Raw genomic sequence first — 15,585 nt, forward strand, 5'->3', positions numbered from 1 at the left:
TATTTATGGATCGTTAAAGAAAGGAACGGAGATGGCGGAGCGCGGCCGACCCCGCGGTTTCGATCGGGACGTCGCCCTGCGGCGGGCGATGGAGCTGTTCTGGCGACACGGCTATGAGGGCGTGTCGATGGCCGACCTGACGGCGGCGATGGGCATCGCGGCGCCCAGCCTCTACGCCGCCTTCGGCAGCAAGGAGGCGCTGTTCCGCGAGGCGGTCGATCTCTACCGCGCCACCAACGGCTCGGCCACGCGCCGGGCGCTGGGCTGCCAGCGCACGGCGCGCGCGGCGATCGAGGCGATGCTGCGCGACAACGCCGACGCCTTCACCGACCCCGACCTGCCGAACGGCTGCTTCGTCATCCTCGGCGCCATCAACACGGCGCCGGAGCACGAGGGCGTGCGGGCCCATCTGCTGGACCTGCACAAGGAATCCTGCGGCCTGATCCTGCGCCGGCTGGAGCAAGGCAAGGCCGCGGGCGAGTTCCCGCCGGGCCTGGATCTGGGCCCGCTCGCCGGCTTCATGTCGACCGTCCTGGCCGGCCTGTCGATCAAAGCCCGCGACGGCACCGGCCGCCGCGAGATGCACGCCATCATCGACCACGCCATGGCGGCCTGGGACGCGATGGTGGGGGCCGCTTCAGTCACCAGCGAGAGCCGTCCGAGAACGGGCCCGGCGCGGCCGTCGGATGGCTCTAAGCCGGCGGGCGCTGCCAGCGGCGCGTGATCTTGTACACCGCGGCCGGCGGGACGTTGGCGACCGCCCGGCCGATCCGCACCGCCTTCAGCCCGAGCCGGTCGAGGATGGCGCGCGGGATCGGGCAGCGCGGCCCGTAGGTGAACTGGTAGAACGCGCCGTCCGGCCGCAGATGGCCGAAGGCGCCTTCGAGAATGCCGATCACCGTCTTGGGCGGCATCGACAGCACCGGCAGGCCGCTGACCACGGCACCCGCCTTCTCGCCGCCGAAGGGATCGGCCGCGCCCAGCCTGGCCGCGTTCATGCACAGCACCTGCGCCTCGGGAAAGCGCTCGCGCAGCAGCGCCGCGAAATCCGGCCCGGCTTCGACCAGCGCCAGCCGCGATTCCGGCACGCCGCGGCCGATCAGGGCCCGGGTGAACGCGCCTGTGCCGGGCCCGAGCTCGATCACCGGCGCCGACTCCGGCCCGATCTCGGCGGTGATCGCGGCGGCGAGGGCCCGACCGGAGGGCACCACCGCGGCCACCCGCAGCGGCGCCTTCAGCCAGGCGCGGAAGAAGGCGAAGTCGTCGGCCGCGTCCTGGCGGCGCGTGGGGCCGGCCGCGGGCCGCGGCGACATCGCGGCGCCCGGCATCAGGACCGGCGACGCGCCGGCGGAGGAAACGGCGACGGCCTGCCGCCGGCGGGAAAAGCTACGCCACATCATCGTGCCCATGAGCTCCAGAGACAGCAGCGCGACCAGCGCCGTCAACGCGATCGAGGACGCATTCGGGTCGGGTTCGAACAGCGACGCGGCGGCATAGCCGGTGCCGATGAACAGCCCGTTCCACAGCCCGATCCCAAGGGCGGTGGCCGTGAAGAACATCAAAGGGCGGGCCCGCAGCAGCCCGGCGACGCCGGGCACCACCAGCCGCACGGTCGGGACCAGCTGCGCCACCAGCGCGAACAGCACCCCGCGGTCCCGCAGCCAGGCGATGCAGCGGTCGACCCGCGCCGGCGCCATGCCGAAGAAGCCGGCGGTGCGGCGCAGCAGCGCCCCGGCCCGCGCCTCGCCCAGGCCCCAGCCCAGCCCGTAGAACAGGGCGCAGCCGGCGACGCCGCCGATCACGGTCAGGGCGAAGGCCAGCGGCAGCGACCAGTAGCCCTCGCCCACCGCCACCCCGACCGCGACCAGGAGGCCGTAGGAGGGCAGGATCGGCAGCAGGCGTTCGACCAGCATGAGACCGAACAGGCCGGCGACGCTGCAGGCGGCGATCCAGGGCATGAGGTCTCCCAGCGGGTCCATGGCCGAGTCCCGAGCATCATAATAGGAATGGGAAGGACAGGGGAACGCGATAGCGGTGCGTTCCGCTCATATGAGGGCGGTGGTCAACGGCAGTGCGCGCCAGCGGCGTTGCGTCGCGGCGAACAGGGCGTTGGCCAGGGCCGGGGCCACCGGCGGCAGCCCCGGCTCGCCCAGCCCGCCCCAGGGCCCATCGCTGCGCAGGAACCGCACCTCGATCTCCGGCGTCGCGGCGAGGCCGAGCAGCGGATAATCCGGGAAGTTGCGCTCGACCACGGCGCCGCGCTCGATCGTGATCCGCTCCGCCAGCGCCGCGCTCAGCCCCATCACCACCGCGCCCTCCACCTGCTGCCGCGCCGTGTCGGGGTTGCAGACGTCGCCGCAATCGACCGCCGCGATCACCCGGCGCACCGCCGGCCTGCCGCCGACGCCGACCGAGGCCTCGACCACATGGGCGACCACCGTGCCGTAGGCCTCGGCCACGGCGATGCCACGGCCGGTGCCCGGCGGCAGCGGCGCGCCCCAGCCGGCCGCCTCGGCGGCCGCCTCCAGCACCCGGCGGTGCCGCGATCCCGGCGGCAGCAGGTCGCGGCGATAGGCGAAGGGGTCGCGGCCGGCGGCATGGGCCAGCTCGTCGATGAAGCTCTCGGCCCAGAAGGCGTGCTGTGTGTGGTTGACGCCGCGCCAGGAGCCGCGCCGCACCGGGTCCGGCACCGCCACGGACCGGATCGACTGGTGCGGGACGGCGTAGGGGATGCGGAAGGCCTCGACCGGCGCCGGCATGCCGTCGACATAGATCTGCGCCCAGGCCAGCGGCGTGCCGTCGGGCGCCAGCGCGGCGCGGATCCGGGTGGCCAGGCGCGGCCGGAAGGTGCCCTGGGCGAACTCCTCCTCCCGGCTCCAGACCAGCTTGACCGGGTTCGGCGCCGCCGCCTTCGCCAGCGCCACCGCCTGGACGAGATAGGCCGGAGGCCCGTCGTCGCGGCCGCCGCGGCGGCCGAAGGCCCCGCCCATCGGCAGCGGCACCAGCGTCACGTCCTCCTCCGCCAGGCCGGACAGCGCGACCAGCTGGCGCTTGGCGACCAGCGGGTTGTGGTCGCCGGCCCAGACCGTCAGCCGGCCGCCGGAGAGCTGTGCGGTGACGGTGATCGGCTCCATCGCCGCATGGTGCAGGTGCGGCACGCGGTAGGCCGCCTCGACGATGCGGCCGGCCGGAGCCCGCGCCAGCGCCGCGGCGGCATCGCCGAGCGTCACCCGCGCCTCGCCCTCCGCCGCGGCCAGCGCCGCGTCCTGGGCCGCATCGATCGAGGCGCAGGACACGCCGCCATGGCCGCCGTCGGAGAAGCGCGGCGCCAGCGCCGCCAGCCCCCGCCGCGCCGCCCATGTGTCGCGGGCGATCACGGCCACGGCGTCGTCCAGCCGCAGCACCTGCTCCACCCCCGCCACCGCCAGGGCCGGGGCGGGATCCACGGAAAGCAGCCGCCCGCCCGGCACCGGCGCCGCCGTCACCAAGGCCACGCGCATCCCGGGCAAGGCCAGGTCGATGCCGTAGCCGAAGGCGCCGGCGACCTTGGCCGGGATGTCGAGCCGCGGCACCGGCGTGCCGATCAGGCGCCAGCGCTGCCGCGGCTTCAGCGGCGGGCTGGCCGGGACCGACAGCTCCGCCGCCTCGGCCGCCAGCTCGCCATAGCGCGCCGACTGGCCGCTGCCGGACCGGATCACCCGGCCCGCGGCGGTGACCAGCGCGCCGGCCGGCACGCCCCAGCGCCGGGACGCCACCTGGATCAGCATCTGCCGCGCCGCGGCGCCGACCAGGCGCATGCCGACCTGGCCGGTCATGCGCACGGCGGTGGAGCCGCCGGTCTGCTGCAGGTCGATGAACCGCGCCGCGGCGGCGAAGGCGGCGTCGACGGCGCCGTCCAGCACCCCGGGCACCGACCAGTCCTGCAGGGTCCAGCCCTCGGCCAGGAAGCGGTTGGCGAAGGCGCGGTCGGCCGGCGCCTGGGCCGCCCGCACCTGCGCCCAGTCCACGTCCAGCTCCTCCGCCGCCATCATGGCCAGGGCGGTGTGCACCCCCTGCCCCATCTCGGTGTGCGGGACATAGACCGTGACCGTGTCGTCGGCGCCGATCTTGAGCCAGCCGGCCAGCAGCGTGCCGCCATCCTGCTCCGCCAGCTGCCGGGCGCGGGCGTCGAAGCCGCGGTCCCAGACCCGCCAGCCGAGCGCCAGCCCGCCGGCCCCGGCGATGGTGGCGGTGAGGAACCAGCGCCGCTTCATCGCCCGCCCCTCACGCCTGCGCCGCCAGGGCGCGGATGGCGCGCCGCACCCGCGGATAGGTGCCGCAGCGGCACAGATTGGTGATGGTGGCGTCGATCTCGGCGTCCGTCGGCGACGGCCGGGCGCGCAGCAGGGCGGCCGCCGCCATGATCATGCCGGGCTGGCAATAGCCGCATTGCGGCACCTGGATCTCGACCCAGGCCCGCTGCACCGGGTGCAGCCCGTCGGCCGGCGAGGGCTCTACCGTCGCCGCCAACCCTTCGATGGTGGTGACGGCGGCACCGGCGGCCGACCCCACCGGCACGCTGCAGGACCTTACCGCCGCGCCGTCGAGATGCACGGTGCAGGCGCCGCAGGCGGCGACGCCGCAGCCGTATTTCGTGCCGGTCAGCCCGGCCGCCTCGCGGATGACCCAGAGGAGCGGCGTCTCCGGGTCGCCGTCGAAGGAGAAGGACTGTCCGTTCAGGGTCAGGGCGATGCTCATGCGGTCCCTCCTCAGCGCGATGAGGGAAGGCTAAGGCGCCTCGCTTTGTCTCGCCATCCGCACTAATCTGCAGTCGCCATGAAGCGACCCTTCACAATCGAGCGCGATCAGCTGGACGGCGTGATCGCCGTGCTGCGCGTCGCCGAGCGCCGCAGCTTCCGAGCGGCGGCGGAGGAGCTGGGGGTGTCGCCCTCGGCGATCAGCCAGACCATCCGCGGGCTGGAGGCGCGGCTGGGTGTGGCCCTCCTGACCCGCACCACCCGCCGGGTCGGGCTGACCGAGGCCGGGCAGCGCTTCGTCGACCGCGCCCGGCCGGCGGTGGCGGGGATCCTGGCCGCCTTCGACGCGGCGCAGAGCCTGGGCGAGGAGGTGACCGGCCTGCTGCGGCTGAACATGCCGCGGGCGCTGGTGCCGTTCCTGGCCGAGCCGATCCTGGTCGAGTTCCGCGCCGCCCATCCGGCGCTGCAAATCGAGATCTTCGCCGATGACGGGCTGGCCAACATCGTCGCCGAGGGCTTCGACGCCGGCATCCGCCTGGGCGAGCTCGTGGAGGCCGACATGGTGGCGGTGCGGCTGACGCCGCCCTTCAAGTTCGCGGTGGTCGGCGCGCCCGGCTATTTCGCCCGGCACGGCCGGCCGCAGCGGCCGGAGGACCTGCACCGCCACGCCTGCATCGGCACCCGCCACACGCCGCAGGGGCCGATCTATCGCTGGGAGTTCGTTGACGGCAACCGCGCCTTCGACATGGCGGTGGCCGGGCCGGTGATCGTCAACAGCGGCGGGCTGAACCTGATGGCGGCCGAGCTGGGCATCGGCCTCGCCTACACCGCCGCGCCGGCGGTGCAGGAGCAGGTCGCCGCCGGGGTGTTGGAGCCGGTGCTGGAGGCGTTCTGCCCCGGCACCCCGGGCCTGTTCCTGTACTATCCCAGCCGGGCCCAGGCCCTGCCCAAGCTGCGCGCCTTCGTCCAGTTCGTGCACGACAAGCTGCGGCCGGGGACGACCGCGTATATCGGGACGCGGGGGTAGGTGGCCGGAAAAATCCGCCGGGCCTGTCGGTTCTCCGCCCGGTCGATCGTCCTATGGTTGATGCCACCAAACGGAGGAGACCCGGGATGTCCTACGCAGACGGTTTCGTGCTGGCGGTGCCGAAGGCCAGGCTGGAGGAGTACAAGGAAATGGCGCGCAAGGCGGGCGCGGTGTGGAAGGAGCACGGCGCGCTGGCCTATGTCGAATGCATCGGCGACGACGTGCCCTATGGCGAGCTGACCTCCTTCCCTCGCGCCGTGCAGGCGAAGGAGGACGAGATCGTGGTCTTCGCCTGGGTCGTCTACGAGAACCGGGCCGCGCGCGACGAGATCCTCAAGAAGGTGTTTGCCGACCCGCGGCTGCAGGGGGACCACGCCGCCATGCCCTTCGACGGCAAGCGCATGATCTATGGCGGCTTCGAAGTGTTCCTGGAGCTGTAGGACGCGAGGCCTGCCCACAACGTGAACAGGAGGCGCAGGATGTCCTATGCAGACGGTTTCGTGGCGGCGGTGCCGAAGGAGAATCTCGAGGCGTACAAGGAGATGGCGCGGAAGGCCGGCGCTGTGTGGAAGGAGCACGGCGCGCTGGCCTATGTCGAATGCATCGGCGACGACGTGCCCTATGGCGAGCTGACCTCGTTTCCACGCTCGGTCCAGGCCAAGGAGGACGAGGTCGTGATCTTCGCCTGGATCGTCTACGAATCCCGCGCCGCGCGCGACGAGATCAACCGGAAGGTGATGGCCGACCCGCGGATGGACATGGGCACCGCCACCCCGCCCTTCGACGGCAAGCGCATGATCTATGGCGGCTTCGAGGTGTTCGTGGAGCTGTAGCGGTCATGTCGGGTCGCGGTCGAACTGGCCGGCGCCGGCGACCGGCGCCAGCCAGGGCTCACGGCGGATGATCCAGCCCTCGCGAGTCGGGCGCAGGTCGCCCGGCGCCTCGTCCAGCGCGCCGAGCAGGATCTCGACCCTGTCCTTGCCCTCGGCCGGGTGGAACAGGCGCGAGCCGCAGGCCGGGCAGAAGCTGCGGCCGCGAAAGGTGCGAACCTCCCCGGTCGCGGTGAAGGCGTCGCGCGGCCAGTCGGCATAGCCCATGGCCACGGCGCCCGTGGCCTTGCGGCATTCGGTGCAGTGGCAGATGCCGACCACCAGCGGCTCGCCCCGAACGGTGAAGCGCACCGCGCCGCAGCTGCAGCCGCCCTGGCGCAGGCGCACGCCGTCGACATCCGCCCGCGGCTCCGGTCGCAGCACGGGATAGTCGCTCATCCGGCCCTCCTTCCCTGGTCGCTTCGAGGAACAACACCGGATGCGGGGCTTCGTCGCCGCCTAGCGGTCGACCTTCCGCTCCTTCAGCAGGCCGGACAGCAGGGCGCCGAAGGCCTTGATCGAATGCCCGGCGGCGACGTCCGGGTCGGGGGCGTTGGCGATCCACTGGGCGGCGTGCAGCATCGCCCCGTTGAGCAGCCGCGCCGTCGCCTCCGGGTCGACCGGCACGATCACGCCGTCCTCGGCCAGGCGCCGCAGGCTGCCGGCCATCGAGGCGATGCATTGCGACTGGCTGTCCCAGGTCGAGGGATCGCCGAGCACCGCGGGGCCGTCGCGCAGGACGATCCGCCGGATCTCCGGCTCCAGCGCCATCTCGAGATAGGCGATGCATTCGTCGCAGAAGCCCTGCCACAGCGACTCGGCGCGGCCGGAGACCTCGCGCAGCCGCACGTTCATCTCGGCGTCGATCTCGGCGATCACCGCCCGCAGCAGCCCCTTCTTGTCGCCGAAATGATGGTAGAGCGCGCCGCGGGTCAGGCCGGCCTCGGCGGTGAAGTCGTCCATCGACGCCTCGGCATAGCCCACGGCGCCGAAGGCGTGCCGGGCCGCCGCCAGCAGCTTGGCGCGGGTCTCGGCGATCATCTCGCTGCGCGGTCTGTGGGCCATGCCCCTCCTTCACATACGCGGCGTATGCCAATTGACACGCACCGTCTCCATCATTATCTGCTTCACATACGACGCGTATGCAAGTGCTGCTGCCGCAGCGGAGGCCGCCGTGACCAACCCCTATGCCGAGATCTTCCGCGCCCCCGGCGCCAAGGCCTTCTCGGCCGCCGGCTTCATCGCGCGGCTGCCGCTGGCGATGATGACGCTGGGCATCGTCACCATGCTGTCGCAGGCGCGCGGCGAATACGCGCTGGCCGGCGCCGTCTCCGCCACCTTCGCCCTGTCCAACGCGCTGATCGCGCCGCAGATCTCGCGGCTGGTCGACCGGCGCGGACAGGGCCGGGTGGCGGTCCCGGCCACGCTCGTCACCGTGGCGGCGATGGCCGGGCTGATGCTGGCCACCCGCCTGGGCGCGCCGGACTGGACCCTGTTCCTGTTCGCGATCGGCGCCGGCGCCATGCCCAGCCTGAGCGCCTTCGTGCGGGCGCGCTGGACCGAGCTGTACCGCGACACGCCGCAGCTGCGCACCGCCTTCGCCTTCGAATCCGTGGTCGACGAGGTGATCTTCATGACCGGCCCGGTCATCGCCATCGGGCTGAGCGTCGCGGTGATCCCGGAGGCCGGGCCGCTGGCCGCCACCCTGCTGCTGGCCGCCGGCGTGGCCCTGTTCAGCCGGCTGAAGGCGACCGAGCCGCCGGTGCATGCGCCTGAGGCCGGGCGCGGCCGCTCCGTCATCCGGCTGGGGTCGGTGCGGGTGATCGCGCTGACCATGGTCGCGGTCGGCGCCATCTTCGGCACCGCCGAGGTCACCGCGGTCGCCTTCGCCGAGGCGCATGGCGCCACCGCCGCCGCCAGCCTGGTGCTGGCCGCCTATGCCCTGGGGTCGCTGATCGCCGGGCTGGTGTTCGGGGCGATGAAGCCGCGGCTGTCGCTGGCCGCCCAGTTCGTCCTGGCGATCGGCCTGGCGGCGCTGACCACCCTGCCCCTCCTGGTCGTCGACAGCATCCCGGCGCTGGCGCTGGTGCTGTTCCTGGCCGGCGCCGCCGTGTCGCCTACCATCATCACCGCGATGGGGCTGATCGAGCGGCTGGTGCCGCCGTCGCAGCTGACCGAGGGCATCACCTGGGTGATGACCGGGATCGGCATCGGCATGGCCGTCGGCTCCTCCGCCTCCGGCCGGATCATCGACGAATTCGGCGCCTCGGCCGGGTTCTGGGTGTCGGTCGCGGCCGGGACCGCGGCGCTGGCCATCGCCCTTCTCGGCCAGCGCTGGCTGCACGGCCGGGCGCCGGCCGGGGCGGCCTGCGCGGCGGCGTGACCCGCTCTTCAGATGCAGGTTGGGTTCGCGACCGCGAACCCAACATCCCGCCCCCTTTTTTCAGAATGGCCCAAGCCCCTCCGGCACGGACTTCTATCCTCTCCCCCCTGACCTGCCGGTTTCAGCGTTCCAACGGAAAGATCAGATCGCATTCAGCGCCGGCGGTGCTGAATGGACGGGCGCGATTGCGCCGTAGCGCCGGCCTCTGCACACTCCTCGGTCCCGGTCGGCCGCCAGGACCAGCCCATGCGATCCACCATCGCCATCCCGGTCACCGTCCATCCGACGCCGGAGGATCTCGGCCGCGCCGTCGCCCAGCGCATCCTGGGCGGGATCGAGCGCGCGGAGGAGGAGAGCCGCCCCTATCTGCTGGGCTGCCCCGCCGGGCGGTCGGCCAAGCCGGTCTATGACGCGCTCGGGGCGCTGGCCGGGATGACCCGCTTCGACCTGTCGCGGCTGGTGCTGGTGATGATGGACGAGTACCTGGTCGAGGGGCCACACGGGCCGGTGCTGTGCGACCCGCGGGCGCATTACAGCTGCCGCCGCTTCGCCGAGCAGGAGATCCGGGCGGTCGTGAACGCGAAGCTGCCCGCGCCGCGGCAGCTGCCGGCGGCGGCGATCTGGTGCGCCGATCCGGCGCGGCCCGACGCCTATGACCGGCGGATCCGCGACGCCGGCGGCATCGACCTGTTCCTCCTGGCCAGCGGCGCCAGCGACGGCCATGTCGCCTTCAACCCGCCGGGCAGCCCGGCCGAGGGCGGGACCGCCATCGTCGCGCTGGCGGAGGAGACGCGGCGCGACAACATGGCGACCTTCCCGGGCTTCGCCGCCATCGCCGAGGTGCCGCGCCGGGGCGTGTCGGTCGGCCTCGGCACCATCGCCGGCCTGTCGCGGGCGGCGCTGATGATCATCCATGGCGGCCACAAGCGGCAGGCGGTGCGGCGCCTGCTGGAGAGCCGGGACTTCGAGCCGGGCTGGCCGGCCACCATCCTGCACCGCTGCCGGCACCCGGAGATCCATCTCGACGCCGCGGCCGCGCGGGAGGCGCAGTGATGGTGGGCGGAGAAGCGGTCGGTCGCGGCGCCGATCCGGCCGCAACCGACCGCACCCCGTTCAGGCGAACACCGCCTCGTAGAAGCGGAGCCCCTGGGCCTTCGGCAGGTCCGCCGCCGCCGGCACCACGGGGCTGATGAAGACGCCCTCCATCAGCCCCTTGGCCGGGTGCCGGATGTTGTAGACCTGCGCGCCGAGATCCGGCGTGGATGGCGCCGTGAACAGGATCGCGAAGGGATGGCGCCGCAGCAGGCCCGGCGACCCGTAGGGCGAGAGGCGGACGGCGACCAGCGTCGCCTCCACCCGGCCGCCCGGCCCCTCGACCACGAAGGTCCGGCCGGTGTGGTCCTTGAAGTCGTCGAAGCTGAGCTCGGCGAGCATCGCGGCGCTCCCTCAGCTGCGCGACGGATAGATGCCTTCCAGCGCGATGATCCAGTTGATCGCCAGATAGGGCGGCATGATCGAGAAGGGCTGGGTGCCGCCGGTCGGGCCGGTCGTGCCGCTGACCGAGAGCTTGAGGTTGACCACGGGATTGGCGGTGTTGTTGGCGAAGGTGTTGACGTCGACCGGCCCGCCGGTGCCCGGATCCGTGAAGTTCGGCGCGCCCAGGATCGAGGTCTCGGTCGCCACCGGCTGGACGGTGTTGCCGGTGGTGGTCGCGACCGGCTGGACCGCAGCCAGAGTCGAGCCGTCATGGACATGCGCCGGCAGATTGTTGGTGGTCAGGATCGTGCTCTCGGTGCCGCCCATCTGGCCGAGGACATAATTGCTCAGCCCCGGGCCGTTGCCGGCGCCGATCGGGAGCCGGCTGAACAGGTTGGGCAGCGCGAAGGTGGTCGTGCCGTCGCCGCCATAGGTGGTACCGAGCAGGCTGAACAGCGCCGTGTTCTGCGAGATCGCCAGGATCTGGCCCCCGCAGAACGCCCAGCCGCGCGGCGCGAAGTTCGGGGCCCAGCCCATGATCGTGGCGAGGAAGGCTTCCATCTGAAATGCTCCTGAAAAATGAAGATCGACAATGCTTCAAACGCCCGATGCCGGTTCCGCGCCATCGACGTGAGGGCTCGGAACCGGCATCAGCGATGATAAAACGAATGGAAATATAGTTTCAATCTTAATCGATTGAATGACCAATTATGCTATGAATTCGACACAAATGCAACTCTATATTTTACCGAGCCAGCCAGCCGCCATCGACCGGCAGCAGCGCCCCGGTGACGTAGCCGCTGTGCGGCGAGGCCAGGAACAGCGCGGCCGTTGCCAGGTCCTGCGGCACGCCCCAGCGGCCGGCGGGGATGCGGTCCAGGATCTGGCGGGTGCGCACCGGGTCGGCGCGCAGCGCCTCGGTGTTGTCGGTCTCCATGTAGCCGGGGGCGATGGCGTTGACGGTGATGCCCTTCGGCGCCAGCTCGTTCGCCATGGCCCGGGTCAGCCCGGCGATGCCGTGCTTGGCCGCGGTGTAGGACGGCACGCGGATGCCGCCCTGGAAGGACAGCACCGAGGCGACATGGATGATCCGGCCCTGGATGCCCTGCCCCACCATGTGGCGGGCGACGGCCTGGCTGAGGAAGAAGGCGCTCTTCAGGTTCACCGCCATCACCGCATCCCAGTCCGCCTCGCTGAACTCCAGCAGGTCGGCGCGGCGGATGATGCCGGCGTTGTTGACCAGGATGTCGATCCGGCCGAGCCGGGCGACGATGTCGGCCACCACCGCCTCGAGCCCGGAGGAGTCCTCGAGGTCGCGCAGCCCCTCGAGGAAACGGCGGCCGGTGCCGGCGATCGCCGCCGCCGTCTCCGGCATCGGGCGGGAGCCGAGCCCGGCGATGTCGGCCCCCGCCTCGGCCAGCGCCAGGGCGATGCCGCGGCCGAGCCCGGTGCGCGCGCCGGTAACCAGCGCGACCTGACCGGACAGGTCGAACAGATCGGTCACAGCAGGTCCCCCATGGCGACGAAATCCATGTCGGTGAAGGCCTGGTTGTCGCCGGCCATGCTCCAGATGAAGGCGTAGGCGGCGGTGCCGGCGCCGCAATGGATCGACCAGGGCGGCGACAGCACCGCCTGCTCGTTCCGCACCACCAGGTGGCGGGTGGCGCAGGGGCGGCCCATGAAATGCATCACCACCGCGTCGGCCGGCAGCTCGAAGTAGAAATAGGCCTCCATCCGCCGGTCATGGGTGTGCGCCGGCATGGTGTTCCAGACGCTGCCGCTGTGCAGCCGGGTCAGGCCCATCAGCAGCTGGCAGGTCGGCAGCACCTCGGGATGCAGGTACTGGTGCAGGGTGCGGCGGTTGCTGGTCTCGGGCGCGCCCAGCTCCTTCACGATCGCCTGGTCGCGGGCCACCACCCGCGACGGCAGACCGGCATGGGCCGGGGTCGAGTTGATGTAGAACTTCGCCGGGTTGGCCGGATCGACGCTGGCGAAGGCGACCGAGGCGATGCCCTTGCCGAGATACAGCGCGTCCTGCGGCCCGACCTCGAACACGGTCTTGTCCGCCGTGACCCGGCCGGGACCGCCGACATTGATCAGGCCCAGCTCGCGCCGTTCCAGCAGCGTGGCGCTGCCGACCAGCTTCGCCAGGTCCTCCCCGACCACCAGCGGCGCCGTGGTCGGCACCGCGCCCATCACCAGCATCCGGTCGTAATGGGTGTAGGTGGCGGTCAGCCGGCCCGGCGCCATCAGCTGCTCGATCAGGAAATGCCGGCGCAGATCCTCGCCATCCAGCATCTCGGCCTGCTCGTAATGCACCGCCTGGCGGGTGGTCGGGGCGTCGCTCGCGGTCATGCTTGTCCTCGTCTATCGGGTTCGCGTCTAGCGATTTCGGCCCGGGGCGGGCTCGTCGAACAGTTCGGGGTGTTCGGCCTCGATCCGCGGCAGGGCGCGCAGGATCTCGGTCAGGTGGTGGCGCATCGCCCGCTCCGCCGCCTCGGCGTCGCGGGCGTCGATCGCGGCCATGATGGCGCGGTGCTGGTCGACCAGCGGCAGCATCGCCTCGGCGCCCGGCAGCGTCAGGGTGCAGATCCGGTCCATATGCGCCTTCAGGTCCTCCACCGCCATCCAGGCCAGGCCGCAGCCGGCCCCCTCGGCGATGGCGATGTGGAACAGCTCGTCGTAACGCTGGAAGTCGTGATGGTTGCCGCGCGACGCGGCCTTGGCCTGGGCGTCGAGCAGGTCGTCGATGCGCTCGCGGCTCGACCGATCGAAGCCCTCGCAGGCGCGCCGCACCAGCGCCACCTCGACCGATTCGCGGACGAAGCGCGCCTCGGCCATCCGCCGCACCGACAGCTTGACCACCACGGTGCCGCGCTGCGGCTGCACCTCGACCAGCCGGGTCTTCGCCAGCGCGATCAGCGCCTCGCGCACCGGCTGGCGCGACACGCCGAAACGTTGCGCGATCTCCTGCTCCGACAGCCGGGCACCGGGAGGCAGCTCCAGAGCCACGATGGCACGGCGCAGCTCGCGCTCCAGCCGGCGGGCCACGGATTCGAAGCTCTGGCCGGGGTCGATCTTCACGCGGGTCCCACCTTCCGTTGCCGCCTTGCATAACAGCCCATACTACCATACACAAGAATGCAGATCAGCCGACGGAGCCTGCCATGAGTTCGAGCCGCGACCTGGCCATCGCCTTCACCGAAGCGCGCCGCGCCGGCCGCGCCCTGCCGGCCTATCCCGGCACGCTGCCTCCGGATCTCCCGACCGCCTATGCCGTGCAGGAGGAGGCGATCGGCCTGTGGACGGACGCGCTGGTCGGCTGGAAGGTGGCAGGCATCGCCGAGACCTGGCGGCCGCGCTATGACGCGCCGCGCCTGGCCGGGCCGGTCTTCGCCCGCAACTTCCGCGACGCCCGCGAGCTGCGGGTGGAGACACCGGTGATCCCGGGCGGCTTCGGCGCGGTGGAGGCCGAGTTCGTGCTGCGGATCGGCCGCGACATCCCGGCCGAGGCGCGGCCGCGAACCGTCGAGGAGGTCCGGCCCTTCGTGGCCGCGGTCCATGCCGGGATGGAGATCGCCGGCAGCCCGCTGGCAACGCTGAACGACCTCGGCCCCGGCGCCGTGGCCAGCGATTTCGGCAACAATGCCGGCCTGGTGCTGGGCGCCGAGATCGCGGAGTGGGACAGCCGCCAGCCCTCCGACTGGACCGTGCGGATGCGGGTCGACGGCACGGTGGTCGGCGAGGGCAGCGCCGCCCGCGTCGCCGGCGGCGGGCCGATCGCCTCCCTCGCCTTCCTGGCCGAGCATCTCGGCCGCCGCGGCCGGGACCTGCCTGCCGGCAGCTGGGTGCTGACCGGCATGACCACCGGCGTGCACAAGGTCGTGCCCGGCCAGCGGGCCGAGGCCGAATTCGACGGCGTCGGCACGGTCGACGTGCTGGTCACCGCCGCCGCCGGCTGAACCTCCGCCGCCGCGGCGGCGCGGTCGGCTCGCCCGCCGCATGAGCCTCCACCGGCATCGGGCGGTGCGGCCGGTTCCGGGCGATGGCCACGCCGCCGTGCTTGGCCTTCTCCTCCGGCTCGACATGGATGCTGATGACGGTGTCGGGGCCGATGTCCCGCTTCAGCGTCGCCTCGATCCGGTCGCAGATCTCGTGCGCCTCGGAGACGCTCATCGTGCCCGGCACCACCAGGTGGAAATCGATGAAGGTCAGCCGCCCGGCATGCCGGGTGCGAACGTCATGGGCCTCCAGCGCGCCGCCGCCGGTGCGGGCGATCGCCTCGCGGATGCGGGCCAGGGTCTCCGGCGGCACCGCCTCGTCCATCAGCCCGCCGATCGAATCCCGGATCATCACATAGCCGGACCAGAGGATGTTGACCGCCACCAGCGCCGCGAGGATGGGGTCGAGGATCAGCCAGCCGGTCAGGGTCACCAGGCCGACCCCGACCAGAACCCCGCCCGAGGTGTAGACGTCGGTCAGCACGTGGCGGCCGTCCGCCACCAGCGCGGGGGCACGGAGGCTGCGGCCCCAGCGCAGCAGGCACCAGCCCCAGACGGCGTTGATGGCCGACGCGGCGGCATTGATCGCCAGGCCCAGCGCCGGCGCGTCGATCGGCCGGGGGTCGACCAGTCCGGACCAGGCCTCGCGCAGGATCGACAGCGCGGCCAGCACCACCAGCAGCCCCTCGAACACCGCCGAGAAGTACTCGGCCTTGGTGTGGCCGTAGGGGTGGTTGGCGTCCGCCGGCTGGGCCGAGATCCACAGCGCGACGAAGGCGCCGCCGGCGGCGACCACGTTGATGATGCTCTCGAGCGCGTCGGAGTAGAGCGCGATCGATCCGGTGACCCAGTAGGCCAGGAACTTGAGCCCCAGCACCAGCGCCCCGACGAAGACGCTGGCCAGCGCGGCCTGGGAGGCGCGGTCCATCAGCGGCCGCGCCGCGCTTCGGGACGCCGGCGGTATTGCGCCGGCGGCTTCATCTGGAACCCGGACATATCTCTCTAAGCCTCGGCTAAGAAGTGTGGCGGATAGTATTTAACTATTTGATATTAAACGAATTTTCAGCTCGACACCAGAATTCCGGACGATGCT

18 protein-coding genes are annotated in these 15,585 nt (G+C 72.0%); 7 read left to right on the forward strand and 11 right to left on the reverse strand.

All coding sequences use genetic code 11. The annotated features are described in order from the left end of the window. Window positions 1-31: 31 nt before the first annotated feature. The gene (locus LG391_RS31535) at window positions 32-724 is read left to right on the forward strand and encodes a TetR/AcrR family transcriptional regulator (protein ID WP_225772578.1); all 693 of its coding nucleotides are present in this window, start codon (window positions 32-34) and stop codon (window positions 722-724) included. On the opposite strand, the gene LG391_RS31540 is transcribed toward LG391_RS31535, so the two are convergent. From LG391_RS31540 to LG391_RS31550, 3 genes are all read right to left on the reverse strand, one after another. Beyond that, window positions 693-1,958, reverse strand: a complete 1,266-nt coding sequence (locus LG391_RS31540) for a VTT domain-containing protein (RefSeq protein ID WP_225772580.1) — start codon at window positions 1,956-1,958, stop codon at window positions 693-695. The two genes, LG391_RS31535 and LG391_RS31540, sit on opposite strands and share 32 nt — an antisense overlap. 87 nt (window positions 1,959-2,045) lie before the next feature. Next, window positions 2,046-4,253: a molybdopterin cofactor-binding domain-containing protein gene (locus tag LG391_RS31545; RefSeq protein ID WP_225772582.1), complete on the reverse strand. Its 2,208-nt coding sequence runs from the start codon at window positions 4,251-4,253 to the stop codon at window positions 2,046-2,048. 10 nt (window positions 4,254-4,263) lie between these two features. Next, the gene (locus tag LG391_RS31550) at window positions 4,264-4,737 is read right to left on the reverse strand and encodes a (2Fe-2S)-binding protein (RefSeq protein WP_225772584.1); all 474 of its coding nucleotides are present in this window, start codon (window positions 4,735-4,737) and stop codon (window positions 4,264-4,266) included. 78 nt (window positions 4,738-4,815) lie between these two features. Here LG391_RS31550 and LG391_RS31555 point away from each other — a divergent pair, with 78 nt between their 5' ends. The 3 genes from LG391_RS31555 to LG391_RS31565 all read left to right on the forward strand — a co-directional run bounded on the left by LG391_RS31555 (window position 4,816) and on the right by LG391_RS31565 (window position 6,596). Then, window positions 4,816-5,763, forward strand: a complete 948-nt coding sequence (locus LG391_RS31555) for a LysR family transcriptional regulator (protein WP_225772585.1) — start codon at window positions 4,816-4,818, stop codon at window positions 5,761-5,763. Between the two features lie 86 nt (window positions 5,764-5,849). Beyond that, window positions 5,850-6,203, forward strand: coding sequence for a DUF1428 domain-containing protein (locus LG391_RS31560; protein WP_225772587.1), 354 nt, complete (start codon window positions 5,850-5,852; stop codon window positions 6,201-6,203). A 39-nt stretch (window positions 6,204-6,242) separates the two neighbouring features. Beyond that, the gene (locus tag LG391_RS31565; protein WP_225772589.1) at window positions 6,243-6,596 is read left to right on the forward strand and encodes a DUF1428 domain-containing protein; all 354 of its coding nucleotides are present in this window, start codon (window positions 6,243-6,245) and stop codon (window positions 6,594-6,596) included. Between the two features lie 3 nt (window positions 6,597-6,599). Here the strand turns inward: LG391_RS31565 and LG391_RS31570 are convergent, their stop codons facing one another. After that, the gene (locus tag LG391_RS31570) at window positions 6,600-7,031 is read right to left on the reverse strand and encodes a GFA family protein (RefSeq protein ID WP_225772591.1); all 432 of its coding nucleotides are present in this window, start codon (window positions 7,029-7,031) and stop codon (window positions 6,600-6,602) included. A gap of 60 nt (window positions 7,032-7,091) precedes the next feature. Continuing rightward, window positions 7,092-7,697 carry a TetR/AcrR family transcriptional regulator gene (locus LG391_RS31575; RefSeq protein ID WP_225772593.1) on the reverse strand — a complete coding sequence of 202 codons (606 nt, stop codon included), beginning with the start codon at window positions 7,695-7,697 and terminating at the stop codon, window positions 7,092-7,094. A 109-nt stretch (window positions 7,698-7,806) separates the two neighbouring features. On the opposite strand from LG391_RS31575, the gene LG391_RS31580 reads away from it, so the two are divergent. Then, entirely contained in the window at window positions 7,807-9,015 is a 1,209-nt protein-coding gene (locus tag LG391_RS31580) for an MFS transporter (protein WP_225772595.1), read from the forward strand. A gap of 246 nt (window positions 9,016-9,261) precedes the next feature. Beyond that, a complete protein-coding gene (locus tag LG391_RS31585; RefSeq protein ID WP_225772597.1) occupies window positions 9,262-10,068 on the forward strand; it encodes a 6-phosphogluconolactonase in 807 nt (268 codons plus the stop codon). A gap of 60 nt (window positions 10,069-10,128) precedes the next feature. On the opposite strand, the gene LG391_RS31590 is transcribed toward LG391_RS31585, so the two are convergent. From LG391_RS31590 to LG391_RS31610, 5 genes are all read right to left on the reverse strand, one after another. Next, a complete protein-coding gene (locus LG391_RS31590; protein ID WP_225772599.1) occupies window positions 10,129-10,449 on the reverse strand; it encodes a hypothetical protein in 321 nt (106 codons plus the stop codon). A 12-nt stretch (window positions 10,450-10,461) separates the two neighbouring features. Beyond that, window positions 10,462-11,052 (reverse strand): phage tail protein, encoded by a 591-nt coding sequence (locus tag LG391_RS31595; RefSeq protein ID WP_225772601.1) that lies wholly within the window; start codon window positions 11,050-11,052, stop codon window positions 10,462-10,464. Window positions 11,053-11,236: 184 nt separating this feature from the next. Then, a complete protein-coding gene (gene kduD, locus LG391_RS31600) occupies window positions 11,237-11,995 on the reverse strand; it encodes a 2-dehydro-3-deoxy-D-gluconate 5-dehydrogenase KduD (RefSeq protein WP_225772603.1) in 759 nt (252 codons plus the stop codon). Next, window positions 11,992-12,846 carry a 5-dehydro-4-deoxy-D-glucuronate isomerase gene (gene kduI / locus LG391_RS31605; RefSeq protein ID WP_225772605.1) on the reverse strand — a complete coding sequence of 285 codons (855 nt, stop codon included), beginning with the start codon at window positions 12,844-12,846 and terminating at the stop codon, window positions 11,992-11,994. The genes kduD and kduI overlap by 4 nt, the downstream gene beginning before the upstream one ends. Window positions 12,847-12,873: 27 nt before the next feature. Continuing rightward, window positions 12,874-13,575, reverse strand: a complete 702-nt coding sequence (locus LG391_RS31610) for a GntR family transcriptional regulator (protein ID WP_225772607.1) — start codon at window positions 13,573-13,575, stop codon at window positions 12,874-12,876. 83 nt (window positions 13,576-13,658) lie between these two features. On the opposite strand from LG391_RS31610, the gene LG391_RS31615 reads away from it, so the two are divergent. Next, window positions 13,659-14,453 carry a 2-keto-4-pentenoate hydratase gene (locus LG391_RS31615; RefSeq protein ID WP_225772608.1) on the forward strand — a complete coding sequence of 265 codons (795 nt, stop codon included), beginning with the start codon at window positions 13,659-13,661 and terminating at the stop codon, window positions 14,451-14,453. Here LG391_RS31615 and LG391_RS31620 read toward each other — a convergent pair. Beyond that, complete coding sequence (locus tag LG391_RS31620; RefSeq protein WP_225772610.1) at window positions 14,434-15,420, reverse strand: cation diffusion facilitator family transporter; 987 nt, start codon at window positions 15,418-15,420, stop codon at window positions 14,434-14,436. The two genes, LG391_RS31615 and LG391_RS31620, sit on opposite strands and share 20 nt — an antisense overlap. Between the last annotated feature and the right edge of the window lie 165 nt (window positions 15,421-15,585).

Origin of the sequence: Inquilinus sp. Marseille-Q2685 (genome assembly GCF_916619195.1) — a bacterium.
Lineage (GTDB): Bacteria > Pseudomonadota > Alphaproteobacteria > DSM-16000 > Inquilinaceae > Inquilinus.